Annotated in this window: 18 protein-coding genes; 10 read left to right on the top strand and 8 right to left on the bottom strand. The window is 59.6% G+C overall.

The features are described 5' to 3' along the window. The first annotated feature begins 301 nt into the window (after positions 1-301). A complete protein-coding gene (locus VB144_11170; protein ID MEA4884192.1) occupies positions 302-1,102 on the top strand; it encodes a helix-turn-helix domain-containing protein in 801 nt (266 codons plus the stop codon). Between the two features lie 30 nt (positions 1,103-1,132). Continuing rightward, positions 1,133-3,664: an HAD-IC family P-type ATPase gene (locus VB144_11165; GenBank protein MEA4884191.1), complete on the top strand. Its 2,532-nt coding sequence runs from the start codon at positions 1,133-1,135 to the stop codon at positions 3,662-3,664. 328 nt (positions 3,665-3,992) lie between these two features. Here the strand turns inward: VB144_11165 and VB144_11160 are convergent, their stop codons facing one another. Together VB144_11160 and VB144_11155 are read right to left on the bottom strand one after the other, a co-directional pair. Beyond that, complete coding sequence (locus VB144_11160; protein ID MEA4884190.1) at positions 3,993-4,202, bottom strand: hypothetical protein; 210 nt, start codon at positions 4,200-4,202, stop codon at positions 3,993-3,995. 295 nt (positions 4,203-4,497) lie between these two features. Beyond that, positions 4,498-4,662: a hypothetical protein gene (locus VB144_11155; protein MEA4884189.1), complete on the bottom strand. Its 165-nt coding sequence runs from the start codon at positions 4,660-4,662 to the stop codon at positions 4,498-4,500. 1,187 nt (positions 4,663-5,849) lie between these two features. On the opposite strand from VB144_11155, the gene VB144_11150 reads away from it, so the two are divergent. The 7 genes from VB144_11150 to VB144_11120 all read left to right on the top strand — a co-directional run bounded on the left by VB144_11150 (position 5,850) and on the right by VB144_11120 (position 17,743). Beyond that, positions 5,850-7,736: an aldehyde ferredoxin oxidoreductase family protein gene (locus VB144_11150; GenBank protein ID MEA4884188.1), complete on the top strand. Its 1,887-nt coding sequence runs from the start codon at positions 5,850-5,852 to the stop codon at positions 7,734-7,736. Positions 7,737-7,752: 16 nt separating this feature from the next. Beyond that, on the top strand, positions 7,753-8,922 hold the full coding sequence (locus tag VB144_11145) for a branched-chain amino acid ABC transporter substrate-binding protein (GenBank protein ID MEA4884187.1): 1,170 nt from the start codon (positions 7,753-7,755) through the stop codon (positions 8,920-8,922). A gap of 64 nt (positions 8,923-8,986) precedes the next feature. After that, positions 8,987-9,916 carry a branched-chain amino acid ABC transporter permease gene (locus VB144_11140; protein ID MEA4884186.1) on the top strand — a complete coding sequence of 310 codons (930 nt, stop codon included), beginning with the start codon at positions 8,987-8,989 and terminating at the stop codon, positions 9,914-9,916. A gap of 15 nt (positions 9,917-9,931) precedes the next feature. Then, positions 9,932-12,643: a branched-chain amino acid ABC transporter ATP-binding protein/permease gene (locus VB144_11135; GenBank protein MEA4884185.1), complete on the top strand. Its 2,712-nt coding sequence runs from the start codon at positions 9,932-9,934 to the stop codon at positions 12,641-12,643. A 172-nt stretch (positions 12,644-12,815) separates the two neighbouring features. Further along, positions 12,816-13,946: an ABC transporter substrate-binding protein gene (locus VB144_11130; GenBank protein MEA4884184.1), complete on the top strand. Its 1,131-nt coding sequence runs from the start codon at positions 12,816-12,818 to the stop codon at positions 13,944-13,946. 236 nt (positions 13,947-14,182) lie between these two features. Then, positions 14,183-15,214: a branched-chain amino acid aminotransferase gene (locus VB144_11125; GenBank protein MEA4884183.1), complete on the top strand. Its 1,032-nt coding sequence runs from the start codon at positions 14,183-14,185 to the stop codon at positions 15,212-15,214. Between the two features lie 384 nt (positions 15,215-15,598). Next, positions 15,599-17,743, top strand: coding sequence for a diguanylate cyclase (locus VB144_11120; GenBank protein MEA4884182.1), 2,145 nt, complete (start codon positions 15,599-15,601; stop codon positions 17,741-17,743). Between the two features lie 3 nt (positions 17,744-17,746). On the opposite strand, the gene VB144_11115 is transcribed toward VB144_11120, so the two are convergent. Genes VB144_11115 through VB144_11105 form a run of 3 tightly spaced genes read right to left on the bottom strand, consistent with a single transcriptional unit; the run spans position 17,747 to position 19,665 of the window. Next, positions 17,747-18,220 carry a NifB/NifX family molybdenum-iron cluster-binding protein gene (locus VB144_11115; protein ID MEA4884181.1) on the bottom strand — a complete coding sequence of 158 codons (474 nt, stop codon included), beginning with the start codon at positions 18,218-18,220 and terminating at the stop codon, positions 17,747-17,749. Continuing rightward, complete coding sequence (locus tag VB144_11110) at positions 18,217-19,038, bottom strand: Mrp/NBP35 family ATP-binding protein (GenBank protein MEA4884180.1); 822 nt, start codon at positions 19,036-19,038, stop codon at positions 18,217-18,219. Before VB144_11110 ends, VB144_11115 begins: the two co-directional genes overlap by 4 nt. A gap of 45 nt (positions 19,039-19,083) precedes the next feature. Next, complete coding sequence (locus tag VB144_11105) at positions 19,084-19,665, bottom strand: DUF134 domain-containing protein (GenBank protein ID MEA4884179.1); 582 nt, start codon at positions 19,663-19,665, stop codon at positions 19,084-19,086. Positions 19,666-19,883: 218 nt separating this feature from the next. Here VB144_11105 and VB144_11100 point away from each other — a divergent pair, with 218 nt between their 5' ends. Continuing rightward, positions 19,884-20,918, top strand: coding sequence for a type I phosphomannose isomerase catalytic subunit (locus VB144_11100; GenBank protein ID MEA4884178.1), 1,035 nt, complete (start codon positions 19,884-19,886; stop codon positions 20,916-20,918). A gap of 151 nt (positions 20,919-21,069) precedes the next feature. Here VB144_11100 and pgsW read toward each other — a convergent pair whose 3' ends face one another. From pgsW to pgsB, 3 genes are read right to left on the bottom strand one after another with little or no spacing between them, the layout of a single operon-like run. After that, positions 21,070-22,218 (bottom strand): poly-gamma-glutamate system protein, encoded by a 1,149-nt coding sequence (pgsW, locus tag VB144_11095; GenBank protein MEA4884177.1) that lies wholly within the window; start codon positions 22,216-22,218, stop codon positions 21,070-21,072. Positions 22,219-22,244: 26 nt separating this feature from the next. After that, a complete protein-coding gene (gene pgsC / locus VB144_11090) occupies positions 22,245-22,688 on the bottom strand; it encodes a poly-gamma-glutamate biosynthesis protein PgsC (GenBank protein MEA4884176.1) in 444 nt (147 codons plus the stop codon). Further along, the gene (gene pgsB, locus VB144_11085; protein MEA4884175.1) at positions 22,685-23,980 is read right to left on the bottom strand and encodes a poly-gamma-glutamate synthase PgsB; all 1,296 of its coding nucleotides are present in this window, start codon (positions 23,978-23,980) and stop codon (positions 22,685-22,687) included. The genes pgsC and pgsB overlap by 4 nt, the downstream gene beginning before the upstream one ends. Positions 23,981-24,170 lie beyond the last annotated feature (190 nt).

Raw genomic sequence — 24,170 nt, 5'->3', positions numbered from 1 at the left:
GCTACTGCCTGTTCGTGTAATCTTCTCCTCGGTTTGCGATAGTCCTGCAGAACATGGCTGAACCCCAGTGCTGCCTGAGCGCCGCAACCCATGTGCCTGCCGGACTCTGCCTGCCGGACATGCGCCTCCCGGACATGCGCCTGCCGGACTATTGACACATTGCGCGCGCGGAGTTATGCTCGGGGCAATTAGTGTTTCGTAACTGGAACACCCATTGCAACACCCATTGCTGGGCCCATTAGCTAATTGCACTGGATCCGTTGTCCGTTCATTGGGCGGGCATTCTCGGGAGGGGATATGTATGGAAAGCGAGGGGCTTACTAAGGATGCCGCCGGGGTGCTGGCTCGTCTTGGGTTCACTGAGTATGAGGCCAAGACCTACGTGGCGCTCCTGCAACACAGCCCCGCCACAGGCTACCAGATCAGCAAGGAGGCTGGCATTCCCCGCTCGATGGTGTATGAGGCCCTGGGCCGACTCGCCAATAGAGGCGCCATAATGTCTCTTCCGTCGGGAGATACAACTCGGTATGCACCGCAACCGGTGAACGCGCTTCTCGACTCGCTTCGCCATAGATACGAGGATGCGCTTGACAGCGCCCACGAGACCCTCATTCGGATCGGTGAATCAACCCCGCGGGATCAGGTGTGGAACATCGAGGGACGTGATGCCGTTCTTGCTCATGCTCGGGAGACGATTCGCCGAACACAGCACGAACTGCTTGTTTCCATCGATGATAGGACCCTCGTAGAGATCCTGTCCACACTTCGTGAGGCGCACGACCGGGGTGTACGCGTTCGAGCGCTGCTCTCGGGAGAAGCGGAGATCGACTTCGGCGACGCAATCCGCCACCCGCAGGCAGAGAGCAGCCTGCAGCAGTTGGGTGGTTCGCTCGTGATCGTGAGTGACGGCGGCGAGTGCCTGATCGGGGGGGATAGCGCCGGAGAGACCTGCGTATGGACTGGCAACCGACATGTGGTGTTCATCGCCCAGCAATACATCTGGCAGGAGGTCTTCTCCCAGAGGGTCTTCTCCCGTTTGGGCAAGGAGATCAACACCCTGTTCTCCGCGGAAGAGCGGAGGGAGATACTAGGTGAATCGTAACCTAATCGTGAGATAGAGAGGCTTTGACTGATGATCGCACAGACCGCATCCAATGAGAGCTACGCCGGTCTCAATGACGGCGAGATCGCCCGCCTTCGTGAACAGTATGGAGAGAACATCCTATCGTCTGGCAAGGGCGTTTCTCCCATTTCTATACTTCTGGAGCAGTTCAAGAGCCCACTGGTGTATGTGGTGCTCGCAGCGGCTCTAGTGTCGCTGATCATGCGTGAAGTCAAGGACTTCGCCATCATCATGGCAGTTGTGCTTTTCGACGTAGTCCTCGGCTTTGTGCAGGAATATGAGACCACGAAAACCTACGAGAGCTTGAAGGGCCTGGTGAAGCCCATCGCCACGGTCGTCCGCGGAGGAGTCAGGCGAGAGGTCGAAGTGCGTGAGCTAGTTCCAGGGGACGTAGTCATCCTAAACGCCGGCGACAAGATCCCAGCCGATGGCCGTATTCTCGAGAGCGTCAGGCTCACTGTGAGCGAGGCTATTCTGACCGGCGAAAGCGAATCAGTTCCTAAGCGTCACGGCGACACCATCTACATGGGCACAACAATACTCGCGGGCCATGCAGTCATGGAAGTGAGCGGCATCGGGCCTAGGACTGAGCTTGGCAAGATCGCCGCATCACTGAGCGATACTGCCGAGGAGAAGACTCCTTTGCAGAGGCGGCTTGAGGAGTTCAGCCACCAGCTCACCAAGATCGTAATAGTGCTCACATTGGCCTTATTCGCCGCTGGCGTATTGGCCGGCAAGCCCGCCCTCGACATGGTGAGAGTTGCCATAATCCTCGCCATTGCAGCCATACCAGAAGGACTTCTGATCGCAGTCACGGTGATCCTGGTCCTCGGCATGAAGAAAGTGCTGAAGCGCAAGGGTTTAGTCAAACGCATGCTCGCTGTTGAGACCCTCGGGTCTGTGACCGTGATCTGCACCGACAAGACTGGAACCCTAACCGAAGGCCACATGAAGGTTACCAGCGCCAAGTTTGAAGACGAAACCATGGCTCTGAAGATCCTAGCCCTGAACAACAACCTCGAGGACTCCCTTGAGACATCTCTCTGGGATTACTCCTCAGGTAAGGTCGGTGCGGGATTCCAGGACATGGTCAAGGAGTCCCCTCGCCTTGCCGAGGAGCCGTTCTCCAGTGAGACCAAGCACATGAAGACCATCAACCGAATCGGCAGTCAGGCATTCATGCTTCTCAAGGGAGCGCCTGAGGCCGTAGTCAGCCAATGCACGCTTTCTGACGAAGGCCGGAAAGCCGCGTTGGAGTTGGCCGACACGTGGGCAGACCGCGGTCTCAAGCTCATCGGCCTGGCCTATGCGCCGGTGTCCGTTGGCGACGAGCAGGCTTTCCAGCTTGAATCCGGGGATCTCGCCCTAGAGGAGTTCGAACAGGCGGTCGGCGCATCCAATTCCGGATACACATGGGCTGGCCTCGTGGGCATCGAAGACCCAGTCCGCGAGGGGGTGCGAGAGGCTGTGGAGACGTGCGCCAAGGCCGGAATAAGAGTGAAGATGATCACCGGCGATCACAGGCGCACAGCCCTGAAGGTGGCCCGGGAGGTCGGCCTCGACAGATTCGGCTCGGATGTCGTGGAAGGCACAGAGCTTGACCTGATGGACGACGCCACACTGAAACAGCGCGTTCAGGACGCGATTGTGTTCTCAAGGATATCTCCTCATCAGAAACTCCGCATCGTCGCAGCGTTGCAGGATCGCGGCGAGGTTGTGGCCATGATAGGAGACGGAGTGAACGATGCGCCAGCCCTCAAGAAGTCGAACATCGGCGTGGTGGTGGGCACAGCCACAGAAGTTGCGAAGGAAACAGCTGACCTTGTGCTGCTGGATTCCAACTTCGCTACGATAGTCGGCGCCATCGAAGAGGGTCGTGTGGTCTTCCAGAACATCAAGAAGGTAGTATCATACACCCTTTCCAACTCGTTCGCAGAGATACTGTTGGTGTTCACGGCAATGCTCCTTGGCTGGCCTGCCCCAGTGGCGGTCGCCCAGATCCTCTGGGTGCACCTCATCTGTGATGGCCCTGTCGACATCGTGCTCGGTTTCGAGCCCAAAGAGGACGGGATCATGAGCGAGCCGCCTCGGCCCGCCTCCGAACCCATACTCGGCAGGATGGGCATGGGCCTGATCGCAGGGATAAGCACCTCAGCAGCCCTTGGCATCCTGGTGCTGTTCGGCCACTACTGGCGCACGCACAACGACATTGCCCTGGCTCGCACAGTGGCCTTTGAGACGCTCGCTGTAATATCGCTTGTGTATGTGTTCGCCTACAGAAGCATGCGAAGGAGCATGTTCACCACTGGAAGCATCACATCCAACAAGCCTCTGCTGGCATCGGTGATCGGCGGGTTCATCCTGGCCTTCGCGCCGCACCTCATCCCAGTGATAGGCAAGACCCTAGGCGTTGTGGCCCTAGGCTCCACAGAGTGGGCGGAGGTCTTCGGAATCAGCATCTTCCTGCTGCTCATGGTGGAAGTGGTTAAACTCATCACCCTGCATCGTCATGTGCGGGTTCCGGAGCTATCTCAGCGGTGACGTCCTGTTCTGCGAAACATGGCGGGTGCGGTCCAACGCACCCGCCTGTCGCAGGCAATATGCAGGGCGTCATGGCGTACCACACGCCAGTGCGCCGGCGCTAAGGCACAAGCAGCAATGTCCGGAGTATCAGATAGACCAGCACAGCCACGATGATCCACCGTAGCCACCAGTACCACCAAGGATAGTAGCTGGCGAAATCCACGCCAAACTGCATTGGAGCGCACACCTCCATCATGGCGCGAACAGCCGGCGCGCCGAATCCATGTCACGCACGGTCTCCAGTGGCACTCTGCGCCCGGTCGCGCGCCGCCCCAATACAGCATATTCAGTGCAACCATAGGTGCGTATACCCCTGCAGCGCAACTGCTGCCTGTCGCTCCTCATGCAGGATCAGCGGGTGTGCCAAGGCGGCAGCGACGGCTCTCGCTTCCAGAAGCGTGGACTGGTCAGCCAGCCACTGTTCCAGTAAGGCGGTAGTCGCCGAGAAATCCCACTCGGCCATCAGTTGCAGTCCGATGGCGACTGACTCGCGCACTCGCCTTCTCCTCAGTCAAATCGTGCACGGAATCGTTGCATCTGTAAGCTAGAGCAAGCCATTGGCGCGGTGGCTTCGGCATGTCCTCCGTGGTTTTCGCTATCGAGGCGCCATGCCGATCCAGGGATGGACCGTCTTGATCCACCCCCTGATCACGTTGTTTGCAGCCTTCGTGCTTCGCTGGACTGCAATTGGCCACCCACGGCATGAGAACGTGTTTTAGGAGCGTGTGGAGCTGTCCCGAGCCCCGGTTTCCCATATTCTGACCGCAGTTTCTGCGCGAAACGAGGGCCGCCTACTGATAAGCGACACTGGGTGGATACTTGCGGTCCAGCTTCTGCTCTTCGATGGACAGATACTGACCACCCGTTGGATCAATCCGGACCATCTCTCCAGTCGAATCATCAAGCAGGGCTGTGCGCCTTGCGTTTCCGTGCGCATAGTGCGCGGCCGAGAGCATCTGGAGCGCATTCAATAAGAACTCGAGGCATTTTCTGTCAAGATGATGTCGCCCTTGTTCATAGGGGACATTATCTCAGTCGCGCTCAAGGAGGACAATATCACAGACGCATAACATATCATCCGAGGCGCCTCTTGACAACTCCCGTCATATGTTGTTTCATATGATCAAAGCTGAATGATGAGCCAACTGAAAGACGTTGAAGGGGAAGGTAGCCACGCAGGCCCTGACCAAAGCGAGCGGAGGACGGTGTGAGCTCCGCGCGATGGGTGTGGTGAGTGGACCCCGGAGTCGCAGGCCGAAAGGACCCGAAGGGCGCCTAGTAGGCCGAGCCGGAAGCCACCGTTATAAGGCATGGGCATCGCCTCCTGTTACCGGCAGGCCGTGCTCTGTAATGAGATAGGTAGGCTATTCTACCTAATTAGGGTGGCACCACGAGTGTGAAGCTCGTCCCTAGCGGGATGGGCTTCTTTTTTCGTACTCCTCACGCTCCGATGCATCAGTTCGCCTACGAGGCATCGCGAAAGGCAGGCAATGCTCGTATGACACGCCAGGTCGGATCAGTCTGTATAGCAGTTACACGCGAGCTATGCTCGGGATGCCGCGCATGTGAGCTGGCGTGCAGTTTCGCTCATGAGCGCTGTTTCTGGCCTGAGCGGTCGCGCATCCGGGTCCACAAGGTCGATGAAGAAGGGCTGGACCTTCCGATCGTGTGTCGTCAATGCTCCGATGCGCCCTGCGTAGCGGCGTGCCCGGCGGGCGCGCTCACTGCTGCCATCATTGGTGGTGGCGCTAGTCGTCTATCACTCGACGAATCCCTATGTATGGGGTGCGAAGCCTGCAGAGAGGCATGCCCCCACGGCGCCGTCCACTTTGCAGCCGGACGGACGGCCCCCTTGATCTGCGACTTGTGCGGAGGCGATCCCCAATGCGTGGCGCGATGCGCTACTGGCGCCATCTCATTTGGGGAAACTGTCCTCCACGGCAAATCTTCGGCCCGGCGGAGTGCAGGCGTCGCCCAAGGTCCAGTCTCTCCCGCGGCCCAAGCAAACCCAATCCAAGCAAACCCAATCCAAGCAAACCAAGTCCCAGCGAACCAAGTCCCAGCGAACGAGGTCACGACGCTCTGCGCGAGGGCATTTGGCGCATCGGCCGATGCACATGCATACGCCTACGCAGGCCGCACTATGCGCGCCAACCTCTCCGCGCCGCGGTTTACGGCTGAGCCATCCGACCCTTCCCTCGCCCTCAGCTACATCGGCGGACGCGGCGCGAACGTGGCCACGCTAGTTCGGGAACTCGGCGCAGCCCCGGATGTGGACCCGCTCTCCGCCGAAAACGCCCTGATCATCGGGGTCGGTCCTCTGGCCGGAACCATGTTCCCAGGATCAGGCAGAGTCAACTTCACGTCCAAGTCGCCCCAAACAGGCATACTCGGTGACTCGAACGCAGGCGGGTTCTTCGGAGCTGAACTCCGGTACGCGGGCTATGACCGGGTGATTATCACTGGCGCCGCATCCGAGCTTTCCTACCTGGTCATAGAGGATGATCAAGTGAAGCTGATCCCCTGTCCGGAGCTTGCAGGCGCGGAAATCCCAGCAGTCCAGCACTATCTTCATGCAGTGCATGGCCCGCGGGCGCAGGTGGCAGCCGTGGGTCCAGCGGCAGAGGCAGGCGTGAAGTTCGCGGGCATATTCTGCAATCTGGTCCGCGCTGCAGCTCGGACCGGTATGGGCGCAGTGATGGCATCGAAAGGGCTCAAAGCCATCGTGGTCCGAGGCACAAAGCCTGTTGCAGTCTCTGACCCTGATCGCTTCGTCCGGCTGGTCGCCGCTGTGGATTCCCGCATCTACTCGCATTCAGACTATGGCTCCCGTGTAGCACTGGGGACCACGAGGCTCCTCTCTTCCCTCAATTCCATGGGATGCCTCTCAACTCGCCACTATCAGATGGGCCGGTTTGAGCACGCCTCCATGGTGAGCGGAGAGGCTCTCGCTGACCGATTCCGGGTGAAAGGCAAAGCGTGCCAGTCGTGCACCATACCATGCTCCCGGTTCTTCGAGATAACGGCGGGGCCTCACGCGGGCCTGCGCAGCGAAGGCCCGGAATTCGAGGGGCTCGCCGCCTTCACATCGCGGGTAGGCAACCCGGACCTCGCTTCCGGGCTCGCCGCAACTAGCCTGTGCAATCGCCTGGGAATGGACGTGATCACGACTTCAGAGTGCATTTCCTTCTCCATGGAGTGTTTCGAGCGTGGAATCATAACCTCTGCGGAGGCCGACGGGCTGGATCTGTCCTGGGGCAACATGGACACCGTGTTTGCCATGATAGAGAGAATCGCGGCACGACATGGTTTCGGTGACGTGCTTGCCGACGGAGTCCGAGAGGCGGCCCGCCGAATTGGTCGGGGAAGTGAGGAGCTTGCAATGCACGTAAAGGGCTTGGAGCTCTTCATGGCGGATCCACGGGGAATCAAGGGTTACGCTCTGGGCAATGCGGTCGCAAGTCGAGGCGGCGACCATCTGCGCTCGGAACCGTCCTTCGAGTTCACGGAGGACGCAGCTGCGGGCCTCGCTCGTTTCGGTTCAGCAGAATCAGCCTTCCGCCTGGGGAGCCGTGGGAAGGGCAGGGTCGTGAAGCACTATGAGGAGCTTTCAGCCCTTGCCGACGCCCTCGACGCGTGCAAGAACACCATCACCAATATGGAGGTCCTTTCCTTCGCCGACGCGGCGCAACTGCTGGCAGCAGCCACAGGGCTGCCATTTTCGGAATGCGCAGTCAGAGATGCATGTGAGAGGACAGTCAATCTCGAGCGATGTTTCATTGCTTCGCTTGGGATACGGCGCCGCGATGACACCCTCCCGCGCCGGTTTCTCGCAGAGCCCATGCCTGAAGGGTGTGGCGAAACCAGCGGAAGCACAGTGCCGCTAGACGAGATGCTCGATGAATACTACGACGCCCGCGGCTGGGATCGGGCATCCGGAATTCCAACCGCTGCTACACTACAGCGGCTTGGCTTAACCCAGTGGGCAACAACTCGAATCGGAGACCATCCATCCCAGTCAACCAAATAGATAGGAGGCACTTCAAATGAAGAAAAGAGTACTCATGGTCCTCATCCTCGCCGCGCTTCTATCGTTATCAGCCCCAGGGCTGGGCCGCGCACCCCTGCCGCCAGTAAAGATAGGAGCGGCAGGTCCATTCACGGGAGACCTCTCCAAGATCGGCCTCGACGCTCTGAACGCCATTAGAATGGCTGTTGACGAGGCTAACGCCAACGGCGGCATTGATGGGCGGAAGATCGAGATCGTTGAAGCCGACGACGGCGGTGACCCATCAAAGGCCATCCTCGTCGCTGAGAGGCTCGCGATGGACAAGGCGGTCCTGGGAGTGGTCGGCCCGATGAACAGCCAGACTACACAGGCAGCGCTCCCTACTTACCAGCGTGCAGGCCTTGTGGTCATCAGCCAGTCCGCAACCAATCCCGCCCTCACCGACATGGGCTACAAGGTCATGCACAGGATATGCCCCCGCGACGATGCCCAGGGGCCGGCGGCAGCCAGGTTTATCGTGGAAGTCATCAAGGCGAAGTACGTGTATCTGATAGATGACAAGACCTCCTACGGACAGGGCCTCGCAGATCAGGTCGAGTTATCTCTTAAGGCATCTGGAGTCAAGTTCTCCCGTGGGCAGGCAACCACGGATGATAGGGACTTCTCGCCCATCCTCACCAAGGTGAAGGCGGCAAAACCTGACCTGCTATACCTCGGTATGGCGAATCCGGCACAGGCAGCAGCCCTCATCAAGCAGGCGGCGGGGCTTGGCTTATCCCCGAAGTACATGGGAGGGGATGGCGTGAAGGAGAGGGACCAGCTCATTGCTGGAGCAGGTGGGCTCGCCGAGGGGATGTACGTGACGTCTATAGGACGCGACATCAAGGAAGTCGCCGACGCCCGCGAGTTCATCCGCAAGTTTGAAGGCAAGTACGGTGCGATGAGCGTGTTCTCCGGGCAGTCGTACGAGGCGACCAACATTCTGATCGCCGCCATGAAGCAGGCCTCATCCCTAGGGGCATCCAAGTTCAACCGGGCAGAAGTCCTCCAGGCAGTGGCGAAGACAGTGAGTTTCAAGGGCATTCTAGGCTTCCCCATCAGTTTCGACCCGAAAGGCGATGTGGTGGGCTCGAGTATCTTCGTGTATCAGGTCAAGGGGGACGACTTCGCGCAAGTAAGAGAGTACCCGGCGGCGGCCGGCAAGTAGCAGCAGCAGCATGCAGGCCAAAACTGCCTGCAGTGCGCGGTGGCGGAACAACGAGGTGTATCCCATGGATCAGCTTCTCGCCCAGATACCTCAACAGATAGTGAACGGCCTTACTCTCGGAAGCGTCTACGCTCTCCTAGCGTTGGGCTACTCGATGGTCTACGGCATCCTCAAGATGTTGAACTTCGCTCACGGCGATGTGCTGATGATCGGCGCCTTCGCGGGATGGGGAGTGCTGTCGCTCCTCACCCGCGGCGGCGCGCCAATCGTGAGCCCGATTCTGATCCTTCTCGCAATGGGGGCAGGTGCAGTGGCAGTCACCTCATTGCTCGGCCTGGCCATCGAGAGATTCGCCTACCGGCCCCTGCGCGGAGGCTCACGTCTTGCGCCACTCATCTCGGCCCTCGGCGTGTCGATCGTCCTGGAGAACGCCGCGATGCTGCTCACTTCGGCCCGAGCCAAGGCCTACGCCACCGAACTCCTGATCCCACAGGACTGGGTGATCCATTTCGCAGGAGCCACCGTGAGCGCAACTCGTCTGGCGATGATCGGGACATCCCTGCTCATCATGACCATGCTCGACCTAATCGTGTCTCGCACCAGGTTCGGCTGCGCGATGCGGGCCACCAGCCAAGATGCAGAGGCAGCGGAGTACATGGGGATACGCACTTCAATGGTGATATCCGCCACATTCGTACTTGGCTCTGCGCTCGCAGGGTTAGCAGGGGTCATGGTTGGCATGTACTATATGCAGGTAGACTTCATGATTGGCTTCTCGGCGGGTCTGAAAGCGTTTACGGCCGCAGTGCTCGGCGGGATAGGGAATTTCCACGGAGCGATGGCCGGCGGGCTCGTTCTGGGCCTCGCTGAGAGCGTCGGAGTGTTGTTGGCGCCTCCCGTGTACAAGGATGCAATCGTGTTCGCAGTGCTCATCCTCACCCTTATTCTCAAACCTGCGGGCCTGTTTGGTCAGGAGTCGCGTACAAGAGCGTGAAAGGCGGAGTGGCATATGTCGTTTGGATTCAGCCAGATCCTCAGGAAAAGAAGACCGTCGCCTCAAGGCGGTTCTGAGCCTGGCATTCTTCCAGCCGCCCCTCGGGAAGCAGGTTGGCTGTCCCGGGCCGCCGTATTCGCGGCATACGCGATCATGCTCCCCATACCTCTGCTAACAGGCAACTACTACCTCATTAGAGCAGGTGGATCAATCGGAATCTACGTGATGCTCAGCGCAGGTCTTTCCATAGTCGCGGGCCACGCTGGACTGCTAGACCTTGGCTATGCTGGGTTCTACGGCATCGGGGCCTACGTGTACGCACTTCTGGCCTCACCGCACTTTGGAATCCATCTTCCGTTCATCCCGGCGGCCATGGCATCTATTGCGGCGGCACTGCTCGCTGCAGCCGCAGTGAGCCTGCCCACCCTGCGGCTGCACGGCGACTATCTCGCCATGGTCACCCTCGGGTTCGGCCAGATAGTCAGGATCCTGCTCAACAACGCGGATCGCCCCATCAACATCACGAACGGGCCTAATGGAATCGTGGCTATCGATCCTCCCCGTATTCTCGGCCTCACGCTCTCCTCAATGCACTCGTCGTACGTGCTGATATGGGCGTTTGCGCTGGCCACGCTCGTGGTCGTGAGCAGGCTCGTCGGTTCAAAAGTCGGCAGGGCCTGGAACGCGCTGAGGGAAGACGAGACTGCAGCGTCGTGCATGGGCGTGAATGTGAAGCGCTACAGAGTGACGGCTTTCCTTGCGGGCGCTGCGATCGCAGGGCTTGCCGGAGCGCTGTTCGCCTCCTGGCAGGGCGCAGTTTTCCCTCAGAACTTCACGATGTCGGAGACCATTGCCCTCTACTGCATGGCAATCCTGGGCGGCATTAGGAGTGTTCCAGGGATCATGCTCGGAGTACTTCTCCTGCAGATCCTGCCGGAACTCCTTCGGGCATACAGCATCTATCGCATGCTTATCTACGGCTTCTCCCTGGTTCTGCTGGCAGTGTTCAGGCCCCAGGGGCTCATGGCGGTTGGTGAGAGGCTGACCCCTGCCGTTGCCCCCGGCAGAATAAGGGCGGGCAGCGTGCATGTCAAGCCAAGGCGGGCATCTCTAGCATCGCCGCCATCGCGGCGGCGCCGGCCGCCCCAAACGCGCCAGACGCGCCAGCCATCCCAGCCCGTACTCGAGATATCTGGACTCACGTGCCATTTCGGTGGGCTTGCTGCAGTGTCGGATGTCAGTTTCACGCTTCACGCAGGTGAGATACTCGGCGTGATCGGGCCGAACGGCGCAGGCAAGACCACGCTCTTCAACCTGATTACTGGCCTTGTGAAGCCATCGACTGGGAGCATATCCTCGTCAGGCCATCAGTTAGTGGGGCTTCCTCCCAACGAGATCACCGCCATGGGGATCGCCAGGACATTCCAGAGCATCAGGCTGTATGACACCCAGACAGTCCTGGAGAACGTCCTCGCCGGCTGCCACCTTCACCAACCTACAGACGTCATCGGAGCGATCCTGCGGACCCCCGGCCATGCGGCACAGGAGGCGGAGGAAGTCGCATGGGTGAGGAAGGTGCTGACCTCCATTGGACCGGAGCTTGCATCGCGCGAGGCGGACCCAGTGAAATCACTCTCCTACCCTGACCGCCGAAGAGTGGAGATCGCCCGCGCACTGGCCACCAGATCCCGCGTTCTGCTGCTCGACGAGCCCGCCGCCGGCATGGCGCCGGACGAGATCGCTGCTTTGGTCGACGACATCGCAAGGCTCCGCGCACAAGGCTGCACGATCATGGTGATAGAGCACCACATGGATCTGATCGCCGCTGCGTGCGACCGAGTTATTGTGCTCGATCACGGCGAGAAAATCGCCGAGGGTTCGCCATCCCAGGTCGCTGCCGATCCTGATGTCGTGCGGGCTTACCTCGGGTACTCCGCCGCCAACAGAGAGGCCGCACTGCGCCCCACATCGAGCATGCCGAGGGGCGCCGCGGGCACAGCCGCCACACCTGTGTTGGATCTGCGCTCTGTGCATGCAGCCTACGGCCAGGCAAAGGTGCTCGATGGAGTGGATCTTGTCGTCTATCCCGGCGAGATCGTGGCCCTTCTGGGGAGCAATGCTGCGGGGAAATCCACAATGCTCAAGACGGTGATGGGGCGCCTTCGTCCATGCGCCGGGGAGATTCTCCTTGCAGGCCAGCGCATAGATGGGCGACCCACCAATGAAATCGTGCGCCGGGGAATCAGCATGGTCCCAGAGGGTCGCCGGATCTTCCCCGAGCTTACGGTGGCGGAGAACCTAGAGACATCGTCGTTCGCAGCTGCCCCTCGCGGCAGCCGTGATCGGGCCGCTGTGCGCTCCGGCATGGAGCGTGCTTACGAGCTGTTTCCCGTTCTTGCAGAGCGAGCGAAGCAGCTCGCAGGGACCCTCTCTGGAGGAGAACAGCAGATGCTTGCGATTGGGCGTGCCCTTGTGACCTCGCCTGCACTTATATGCATGGATGAACCGTCCATGGGCCTGGCGCCGATAATGGTCGAGAGAGTGATGGAAGCGATCATCGAGATAAACCGAATGGGAACTGCGATTCTTCTCGTTGAGCAGAACGCACAGGCGGCCTTATCAGTTGCGGACAGGGCATACGTTATTCGCGGGGGACGTGTGGTCGCATCCGGTTCCTCTTCTGACTTGCGCGCAGATGAGCAGGTGACCAAGGCCTACATGGCCTGATCACCCCGGGGTTGGAATGTCGCATCAGGCCATATACTGGAGCAGATAATTCCATTTTATTCAATTGACAGAAGGCTTCTCCGTCAGTATAGTTATTCCTAATAGCCACGGCGGCTTCCCCATGGGGGTGAGCGCTGTGGCGCATTTTCAAAATGGGGAGGATGATGTAGGGATGAAGAGACTGGCAACTGCGTGTGCACTTGTGGCACTGATGCTAGCCCTTAGCGCAACGGCCATACCTGCCGAACAGGTGATCAAGATCGGCTTCGTAGCCCCTCTCGTCGGCGACGTCGCGTCCTTCGGAATTTCGACTAAGAACGCAGCCGAGCTCTGGGCAGAACAGGTCAATGCCAAGGGCGGAATCCTGGGGAACAAGGTCCAGCTCGTCATCGAGGACGACAAAGGCGTTCCAGCTGAGACCGCGAACGTCGTCTCCAAGCTGATCGACCTGAACAAAGTCCTCCTGATTATGGGTTCGTGCACAAGCAACTGCACCCTCGCTGGAGCCCCAATTGCGCAGTCGAAGGGTGTTCCTATGATCTCCGGAACTTCCACGGCAGAGCCCGTAACCAAGCTTGGGAACTTCATCTTCCGCGCGTGCTTCATCGATTCCTTCCAGGGCCTCGTAATGGCCAAGTTCGCCCTCAACGAGATGAAGGCGGACACAGCCGCCATGCTCTACGACGTGGGCAATGACTATACTAAAGGCCTCGCCGAGAACTTCGAAAAGGCGTTCAAGGCTGGCGGAGGCAAGATCGTGGCGGCCGAGTCCTATAGCACCGGCGAGTCGGATTTCTTCGCTCAGCTCACTAAGATTAAGAAGGCCAACCCCGACGTGCTGTATCTGCCCGACTACTACAACTCAGTGGGGCTTCAGGCTTCACAGGCGCGCCAGCTCGGGATCAAAGCGACTTTCCTCGGATCCGACGGCTGGGACTCTCCGGAGCTCGCCAAGATCGCTGGCAACTCAATGGATGGGAGCTTCTTCACCAACCACTACACACCGGAGAGCACCAACCCGATGGCAGTCTCGTTCCTCAAAGCCTACAAGGCCAAGTATGGCGTGAACCCCGACGCACTAGCAGCCCTTGCCTATGATGCCTGCTTGATCGTGGAGAACGCTATAGGGAAAGCCGGTAAGCTCGACCGTATCGCGATCCGCGATGCGATGGCGGCGACCAAGAATGTTCCGGCAGTATGCGGTGTGCTCACAATGGGCCCCGATAGGAACCCAATCAAGAGCGCCGTTATCCTACAGGTAGTTGGGTCCAAGTTCACGTATAAGACCAGCGTCACCCCGTAATAGCAGGCAACCTGCCCCCATGGCCAATACGGCGTGCAGCATGCAGCGCATTGCCAACGATGCCAACGATGTCGATAGCGCGAACGAGGCGGGAGCACCCCGCCTCGTTCGCATTCCCCTTGCATCCCCATTACATCCCGCGCAATTGTGCCCGTGACGCTTTATTGACAACTCTCTGACTTCTAGACTACGATTACAGCGTGATACGCAAAAGCACAGGGTTAGGAGGTCCTGCCGTGAGCAACGTTGAGAAGGCAGTTCTTGATTGGAGTAAACTCGGGTTCTCCTACATCAAGACCGACAAACGGTACATCGCCCACTGGAAAGATGGCAACTGGTCAGAGGGCAAGCTCATCGAGGACAATGTCCTCCACATTTCCGAGGGCTCGACTGCCCTCCATTATGGGCAGCAGTGCTTCGAAGGGCTGAAATCCTTCACAATGGCGGATGGGCGCGTGGCGATCTTCCGGCCCAACGAAAATGCCAAACGGATGCGGCGCAGCGCGGAAACGCTGCTCATGCCTCAAGTGCCAGAGGAGATGTTCGTAAATGCCTGCATCGAGGTTGTAAAGGCGAACATGAAGTGGGTGCCGCCTTACGGACATGGCGCTTCGTTCTACCTTCGGCCTCTGCTAATCGGTGTTGGAGACAACCTAGGTGTGAGACCCGCTCGGGAATACACCTTCCTGGTTCTGGGCTCGCCGGTGGGACCGTACTTCAAGGCCGGTCTGCAGCCGGTCAACTTCATCGTCACTGATTATGATCGTGCGGCGCCAAACGGCACCGGGCATATCAAGGTGGGCGGGAATTACGCCGCCAGCCTCTTGGCGCATGAGCTCGCAGCCAAGGCAGGCTTCCAGGACGCGATCTACCTTGACCCGGCCACCCACACATACATCGAGGAAGTAGGTGCAGCCAACTTCTTCGGCATCACCCGCGACAACAGGTTCGTCACCCCGAAGTCGAACTCCATTCTCCCGTCGATAACCCGGTTCTCGCTCCTACACATCGCTGGGAATTGCCTTGGGATGCAGGTCGAGGAGCGACCGGTGCGAATCGACAGCATCGACGAGTTCTCCGAGGCAGGCTGCTGTGGCACCGCCGCAGTCATCAGTCCAATCGGCGCCATCTCATACAAAGGCAAGCTGCACGTGTTCGGCGATGGCAAGCAGGTCGGTCCCGTCTCCCGCAAGCTATACGATACCCTGGCGGGCATGCAGACCGGCCTGGTTCAGGCGCCAGAAGGCTGGCTCGTTGAAGTGAAATAGGACCTCCCGGAGCAGCGAAAGGGCGCGGCGCGGTCGACCATTCTGACCCGCCTCGCGTCGCGCCCCGATAGCCTTCCGTCGTGCTTTCTCGATGTTCTCACCCCCCGCCCTCGCCCCTCGGCCGCTCACCACTCTCCCCTCTGCCCGCCAGCTCCCTCCATGCTCATGACCCGTGGGGCTCCTCCTGGGCATCGCGGCATCTTGCCTGCCGTCGTAGGCACGAGGCGCCATGGGTATCGAAGACTCAACTTCCCTCGGGCCTTGCCGAGAATGCCTAAGATAGGTTATGATTATCGACAGAATATTCGGAGCCACGCCAGGAACCAGCTCGGGTCGTGGCGTGAGCTAGAGCGCACAGGGCGGCTGTGCGAGGGGACTGAGGAAATGGAGATCTTGCAGATCGTGTACATAGCGTGCTTTCATCTGTCTGCCCTTTTTATGGCCATTGCGGCCCTCCGGGCATTCAACAGAAGGCACGTGTGGGAACCGCTTACCCTGCTCTCCGTCATCATGACCGGAATGGTGTTCTGGGTGATCGGCTATGGATTCAGCGAGCAAGGGGGGACAGAACGTATACGGTCTGCAGGCGATGCGCTCAGCATCGCTATGATATCCGTCGTTGCTCCGCTTCTCCACCTTTACTCCTTGAAGTATGATGGGCAGCGTAATACGCTCAGGGCAGCTCAGTATCTGCCTGCGTTCCTACCCACGGCTATCGCCTTGTTGGCCCTCGCCACGCAGGATCGCTTTCATCTGTTCTGGTCTGGACCCGGCCGTACGGCCAGTGACGGAGGCCCTGGCTTCTGGTTCTACTACATCACAAGCTCTCTCTACATGCTCGCAGCACTTGCCACGTTGATGCGCTCCTGTGCCCGCGGGTTCTTCCGTGCTCGCATCCACCTAGGATACGTGGCCGTTTGGACTGTTGGGTTCCTGATAAGCCGGATCATGAAACTGATGGTGGCGCCATATTATGCCTTGCCATTCAGCCTGGGCCCGTTCTTGGTGCTGACTGCAAGCTCTCTTACTCTTCAGGCAGCCCTAACAGCTAGGATGCTCGGCGTTGAGCCTATCCCGATTAGAGCAGTAGCGGATTCCATGGGCGAAGGGATCATCCTGGCAGACCGAGCGGGACTATTCGTATTCGCCAACTCTAAAGCCAAAGAGATCCTGGATATCGGAGACACGGTAAGGCCGGGGATTGCAATGGACGAAATCGCTGAACTTGCTCCATTTCGCAAGGTATCCCGTTCACAGGACGGCTGCAAGCCATGGGAATCCGATGTCGATCTCACTAGGAATGGCCAGCACTTTGTGATCCGAGCATCTTCCCGTCCTATCCTCGACCGGCATGGAGTCATCGCAGGGCGCGGCGTAGTTCTACGCGACATCACTGCCGAAAGAGTAGCCCAGCGCCAGTTGGCGTCCCGTCAGGCCGAACTGGAGGCCCTGTACAACGTCGCCCGTCTTGGACACGCGGACGGGTCTACAGAGGGTATCAGTTCCGATCTTCTGAAAGCTCTGGTTGAGGCTGCTGGCGCAGATGAAGGCGCGGCATTCACTACTGAGGAGAAAACAGTCGCCTGCCTGAGCCAGACGGACGGTTTCCCGCGAGCGCACATTGCGCGCATCATGGCTCGACATATTGAACACTTTCAGCAGATCAGATCCGCACAACATGAACAGGCTGAAGGGCGAGAAACAAAGCCGGACGTGCGCATAATACGAAAGACCACTAAGGAACTCGATCTCAAAGTGGATTTCCCCCGCATGTTGGTTGCATATAGTGGTCTCGGCGAAGTAATGGATGTCTTTTTCGTGCTGCTGGCGAAGGATGAAAGGGCCTTTGAGGACTCGTCAACGAATCGCGTGGCCGAGGCAATGGCTCTCGATATCATGAACATCCTGCGCAGGCGTATCACTGAGACCCGCCTGGATTACCTGAGCAACCACGATCCGCTCACTGGCCTTCTCAACAGGCGGTGTTTTCTCACCCATGCCGAGAAGCTCGATGCGGACTGCATCCGCCCAGTCGCAGTGTTTCTGTTCGATCTTGACGGCCTAAAGGTAGTTAATGATATCCTCGGTCACCTGGAAGGAGATAAGCAACTGGTGGCAATCGCCAACATACTGCGGTCAGCATTTGGCCCCTCAGCTATCATCGCTCGGATGGGAGGCGACGAGTTTGCGGCGTCGTTGCCTGGAATGGATGGAAGAGGAGCAACCGCATGCATCCGCAAGGTGAGGCAGACCATCGACGAACGCAACGTCGAGAGCAGCTCACCGCCAGTCCTGGTTTCAGCCGGATGGGCAGTATGCTCACAGCCAGGCCAGTCCATGATGGACGCGTATGGCAAAGCTGACAAGTCGATGTACGATGACAAGATCTCCACAGATGGCGCCGCGGAAGAACAGATCGTCACATGGATCAGAAAGACCTTCACAGGATCGGATCTTGAGGTCAGGCTTGGAAGGGCGAGGAGGCATGCGCGCTCCTCGCCGTGGCAACAGACAGATATTGGCGACTGATCGCTACATGGTCTTGCCCTCTTCATTCTCGTGGCCCAGCACGTGCCCGTGCTCGTGCCCATGGTCTCCACAGCATCCCCCATCCGCATGCCCGTGCTCATGGCAATGGTCATGCCGGCCTTCGTGCGCGTGATCGTGTCCGTGTCCGCCGCACCCGCACGTTTGAGGGGAGGTCGCCAGGGAACCACGTAGGTACGCCTGTACGACTTGATCAGCATTGCCCGACGCGCCCGCCACGACTTCGATGCCTCGAACTATCAGATTCTCGATCGCTCCCTGGCCAATTCCGCCAGCGATAACAACTTCCACCCTGTGCTCCTGCATGAATGCGGGCATTCCGCACACACCGTGACCCGGACTGGAGATCGTCTCCTTGCTCACGATCTTTCCATCCTCAATAGCATATGCAGTGTATTCCGGCGCCTTTCCAAAGTGGGGGTAGACTACCCCATTCTCAGTGCCAACGGCTATTATCATATAGACTCGCTTCCTCCCCTTTTGGTCTTGCCATCTTCAGAGGCCTCGGGACCTGATGTCGCCGCGACCACCGCATCCGCGAGGGCTTCCATGGTTGGGTGTTCATACTCCTCGGCCAAGCCCGCATCAGCCAATTCCGAAAGGCGCGGATCGATCGGAAGCTCTCCGATGAACTTGACTCCCAATTCCCGAGCGAGTTCGGCGCCGCGCGGCTTGCCGAACGGGTAGATGACTTCGCCGCACTTAGGACATGCAATCTGGCTCATATTCTCCACAAGGCCGATAACGGGCTTATTCATCATGCGCGCCATCTGAACTGCTTTCTTCACAACAAGCACCGCCACATCCTGAGGAGATGACACGGTGACAAGCCCATCTAGGGGAATCGACTGCATCACCGAGAGCGGGACATCGCCAGTGCCCGGCGGGAGATCAATGATCATGAAGTCCAGATCGCCCCATACCACGTCAGTCCAGAACTGCTTCACCGCTCCTGATAGGAGTGGCCCCCGCCACACAACCGGCGCTTCCTCCTCATCGAGCAGCAAGTTCAGGGAGACCACCCGAATCCCGAAGCGTTCTGTGAAAGCTGGGAAGATCCCCGCATCTGAAGTTTCGAGCCTGCCATGCACCCCGAACATCTTCGGCATACTTGGCCCGGTGATATCCGCATCCATCACGCCGACAATATGCCCCCTGCGGGCGAGGGCGGCGGCCAAGAGAGCCGTAACCGATGATTTCCCCACCCCGCCCTTTCCACTCATCACCCCAACCACGCGCCCCACGTGGGATAGCTCCCCCTGTTCATACCCTGTCATATGTTCTGCTCCTTCTCGCGACATAATCGGCATCACCGCGCGCTTCTACGACTGCCTTCGGCGCCGGCAGCCCAGGTCAGAACAATGGCCCCCCGTCCGCCGACAGCTCGTCCATGTTACGTTCTCTCCTCCACAATGCGGGCAACGCTGCCCGCTGCCAGCCGGCACACCACAGGGCGCGCCGTGCACCACTGCTCTGGCCGGATCAGACGCGCACCCACAGTCAGGGCAGACCGCCTGCCACTTAGCAAGGCAGTACTCGCCACCGGAGATGTCAAGCCATAGCCCTTCAGTTAGCGCCTCGGCGATCTTGGCACGTGCAGATGCCAGAATCCTCTGGAACGTCCCCCTCGATACACTCATGCTCTCCGCGCATGCCGCCTGGTCAAGCCCATTAAGATCCTTCAAGCGCACAGCCTCAAGTTCATCGACTGTGAGAACAATTCGCCTGCCGCTGCCAGCTAAATCAGGGCTCAGAGACTGGCCAGGGCCCAAATCCGGGCTGTGGATGGAATCCGAGCCAGGGCCCTCGCCAGTCTCCGCAGGGTCCGATGCCTTCAGGCGCGGCCCGAACGAACAGACTAACGGGAGGCTGTCCACACATCTCCACTTCCGCGGCCTCGACATCCACTCACCCCTCGCGAACTCTATTCGTGCATATGCACATAATGATAGTAGCGTGGTTCTGTGCGTAAGTCAACTGGTTTGCCACGATGCCACAATCATCGTGGCGCTCACTTGGCGGGTTGACTCGCACGCCCTCGGAGACTTAGGATTACCTTGAGTCCACAAACCGGCAGCGCCATTCCACACAAGGCGCCAGGGGAAAGAGCGAGGCGTGGTCTTTGAGCACTCTTTATCCGCTTGCCTTCAAACCCGAGTTCAAGCAGCGACTATGGGGCGGGCGCCGCCTGGCGCATTACTTTCCGCACATGCCGGCTGGCCCCATAGGTGAGGCATGGATTCTATCGGCACACCCTCACGGCCCAACCGTGGTGGAGAATGGGCCGCTGAGTGGTCGAACCATCCCAGAGCTTCAAGTTGAGTTTGGCCAAGGCCTGGTGGGTTCCGCCGCGATCAGTCGTTCGGCCCAAGATGCCTTGGAGTTTCCGCTCCTAGTCAAGCTGCTGGACTCAAGAGAGGATCTATCAGTACAGGTCCATCCGCCTAGCAGATATGATGGCCTTCGCCCCGGGGAATCGGGGAAGGAAGAGATGTGGCTGGTTCTCCGGGCAGACCCAGGTGCGAGGATAGTATATGGACTTCGACCCGGCATCACTCGCCAGCAACTCGAGACCGCATCCAGGGCCGGAGCCGGGGACATCATGACCTGCCTACGGCAGGTCGAGGTCTCCCCTGGCGATGTGATCCCCATCCCGCCCGGTGTTGTTCATTCGCTGGGAGCAGGTGTGGTAGTAGCTGAGGTCCAGCAGAACTCGGATACTGTGTATCGATTGTGGGACTACGGAAGGCTCGGGCCTGACGGCAGGCCGAGAGAACTCCATGTGGAACAGGCGCTTGATGTTATCGATTGTGGAGCAACACCAGCGACAACCCGACCAGATCCGCCTGGCCCTGGGACTGTGCAGCTCCTATCCTCGTTCTCAGGCATCGACGTATGGCGTTCGACCTGCTCGGGCCCATGGACGCGAAGCGCCTCCAGGGCCACCTTCAGATCGATTGTGGTCATCAGCGGCATCGGCGATCTCAGCTGGGGCACAAACGAGTCAGGGCGCCAGCGTCTGGGCCTCAGTGCCGGATCCTCGATCCTCATACCTGCAGACTGCCCTGATTATGCAGTCTCCGGGGACCTAACGCTGCTGGAAACCAGCATGGCTCATGAGGATGCGCCCGCAAGGATGTCGCTCCCGCACCGCTAGTTCAACCTAGCGCCACAGTGGCGGCAGAACATGCCTGCCTTGCCGGCTGCCCGTCCTCCGCTGAGCCACACACGCAGGGTTCTCGGCGCGCACGGCGCACACGGCGCGCACGCCGCGCGCGATGTGCCCTTCCGTCTCGCAGACCACGCCATCACACACGCCGCTTCCTGGCATTTTGCAGGCCGAACCCCAGCGGCGCCAGGCTCGCAATCAGTGCAAGGCCAGCTACGACTCGCGAATACTGCCTTGCGCGGTACACTCCTCCCTCTCCTATTCCAGGCAGCGGGACCGGGTCCACAGGCAGGCCGTTCTTCATGGCTAGCCCCCGCACGTCCAGGAGGTTGATGACTGGCACTCCGGCGGCGGCGAACTCGAAGATGAGACCGCGTTCTGGATCGGTGGACATCACCGGCGGGCGCATGACGAGACCATTCGGAAACTCAAGCGACGCCGAGGTATTGCCGTAGTTGGCGGTGGCGCCTCCCACATTCACGAAACAGCTTATCGGGCGGCCCACCCTGGCGGCAGCCTCTTCGAACACCCGATGGCGAGCAGCGATGCTTGCCGACACCGATGGCTCGCGGATGACCGGAACGCCCGCGCTCATCGCTGCCTTCTCCATCACAGGCCGTCCGTCTCCGAAGATGGCGCCCCCTCCCTGATCAGACTCTCCGCCTAGCGACACCGCCTCCAGCTTGTATGGGATGATGCCGAGTTCGTTAAGCCTCGCGAGCATGGGTACGAACGTGAGCTCTGGGATGTTGGCGCCGTACATCGATGCCCCTACGGAGTAGATCATGACCGGCTCAAGATCTAGGGCACGGGCAGCGGATAGCGTTGCAAGTATCAGAGCGGGAAACGAGCCGCTTGACCCCACTGCCACAACATCCCCCGCCGCGAGCCCCGCTTCCCTGAAATACTTGACCATTACCGCCGCAAACGCAGGGTTAGTGGAAGTACGCTTTGCCTCAAGCACGCCGACGGACGTAGTCATCAGTGTGAACTCATCGCCGATCAGGCCAGTGCCGTTCGGATCGATCTCGGGATCGATGGAAATGCCCAGCTCCAACCGGAGGTCACGCACTGCGGCGGCGCCAGCCTGCATTACCTCGGCCGCGATCACCTGCTCATCGTAGCAATCGGCGCGCCCAGCTGGCGCTGCAAGCCGGGCCCCCCATGAGCCCATGAGCGCAATCAAGGCACTGAGCAGCAGAAGCACGACGCTAACCGTTCCGCGCCTTGCTCCCCAGGCCGGTCGCGCCAATTTGCTCATCGTTCCCGATTCGCCCGTCACACTCACCCGGCTCCTCCTGCTTTCTATGCCAGTCACTTAACGAACACCATGGCTAGCCTGACCACTGCCGCCAGGAATAGCACAGATGCGAACGTTCTTACAGCTCCCTGCCTAGCGATGTCGTTGGCTATTAGGCCTGGAATGATGTAGCCCACAGCTCTAAATCCCTGGCCAGATAGGTTTCGAGCCCAACTGAAGTAAATGCCAACCCTCGAGAGCCCGAGGCCGAGCCAGAATCCGACCAGCACCATCGCCATGAACCGGCGCCTCCCATAGAGGATCATAAAGCTCGATAGAACCCACACAACACCGTAGGCTGCCAGGGCCACCGCGAACGTCGCGATGATCCTCGCAGGCTGATCAAGATATAGGGCCAGATACCCCGGCACAATGAGCCCACCGCCATACAAGCCAGTCAGCTCAGTGAAGATGAAACTGACTATGAGGCCAATTCCGATGGAGAGAGTGATGGTCACAGTGATTCCCCGTTCCGTTCAGAATAGTCGGCAAATGTGAGGCCCATTCCTTTGGTGTTGCCCATAGCGAACAGCAACGCCCCCGCAGGCAGCGATTCGGCTATCCGCTGCATTACTTCCTCGGGATCAGCGACCGAAGTCAGGTCGATGATGCAGCCGCCCCTGACGCCAGCGGCCGCAAGACGTCGAGCAGCTACTCTCCCTGCTTGCCCAATCAGGAACACCTTCGCAGGCTGAATCACCTGTGCGACTAGTGGAGCGAGTTCGCCGATGCGCGGCAGCCGGTCGGCCCTGTTGTTCATCACCACAGCTATAGGCAGGTTCTGGCCCCCACGAACAGTGGCGAACGCCTGTGCCTCAGTTCCGTGCAGTGCCCGCGGGCCCGGCGCCTCCCGATCAGCACCTGACCGGACGGGGCGAGCCTGGCCAGCGCGCGCTTCCGCGACTATCTCGAACCTCTTAGTGAGCATCCTCCATATCATCAACGTGGAGGTGTAGTCGTTAGCAGCGAAGGCGTTCGCCACCACGTAGGAGAGTCCATTCCGCTCCACGCGGATGATCCTCATCGCCCCGGGGTCGCCCTCTGCCCGAAGCATCCCTTCCAGCGCGACGTCGCGCGGAACCGAAGCCAGCTCACAGGCTGCCAGAGCGCAAGCCACATTCTCCTTAAAGCTCACATACTCGAACTCCTCGTTCACTTCGTCGGCTATCTCTGACCCATCCACGACGTGGACTTCAGCCCCGAGCCTTCGGGCCGCCGCTTCGAATATGGGCAACATCTCACTCTCCGCGGTCACCAGAGCCCCACCTCGAGGCACTGTGAGGGCAAGCGCCTCTCCCACATCGCGGAGTGTCGGCCCCATCACATCGAGGTGGTCCTCTCGAACGTTAGTGATCACGCCGATGGTGGATCTCACCATCTGGTGCTCAGCGACCCACTGATTCTCTGGCTCCAAGGCCATGCACTCCAACACAATGGCATCTGCACCGCGGGATGCTGCGAATCGGGCAACTCTCATCTGCTCTGAGATGTTCGCCCGACCCCGCCTCTTGATGAGCTGCTCGGAGCCGTCTTCCAGGATGAGGCTTGGCGCCGTGCCGGTTGTCTTCGCGATCACCCGCAGGCCGGCTCCTCTCAATCCAGCAGCAATCAGCCGAGTTGTGGTGGATTTGCCCCGAGTTCCATTAACCTGAATGCGCACGGGTATCCTGCGAAGCGTGCGCAAATGGATCGAGTACTCAACGATGGCCGCAAGGGCCAGGAATACGCACAGAACAGAGAATATCGTCATGCCAGGCCTCCCAGGATCCGCCTTCCCTAGTCGCGTGCGCGTAGGCCGGTGCGGCCGAGCGCTATCACGTCAAGCATCTCATCGTGTATAAGCCCGTTCGATGCCGCAAGCCTCCCCGATTCGCAAGACCATGCCTCTCCAGACAGGTCCGTGAGCGCCCCGCCCGCCTCGCGAAGTATCACGGCGCCGC

This window comes from Clostridia bacterium, from assembly GCA_034926675.1.
In the GTDB taxonomy this organism is placed as follows: domain Bacteria; phylum Bacillota; class DTU025; order DTU025; family DTU025; genus JAYFQW01.
Note: the sequence above shows the minus strand (reverse complement) of the source record. Positions and strands in the feature narration are given on the sequence as shown.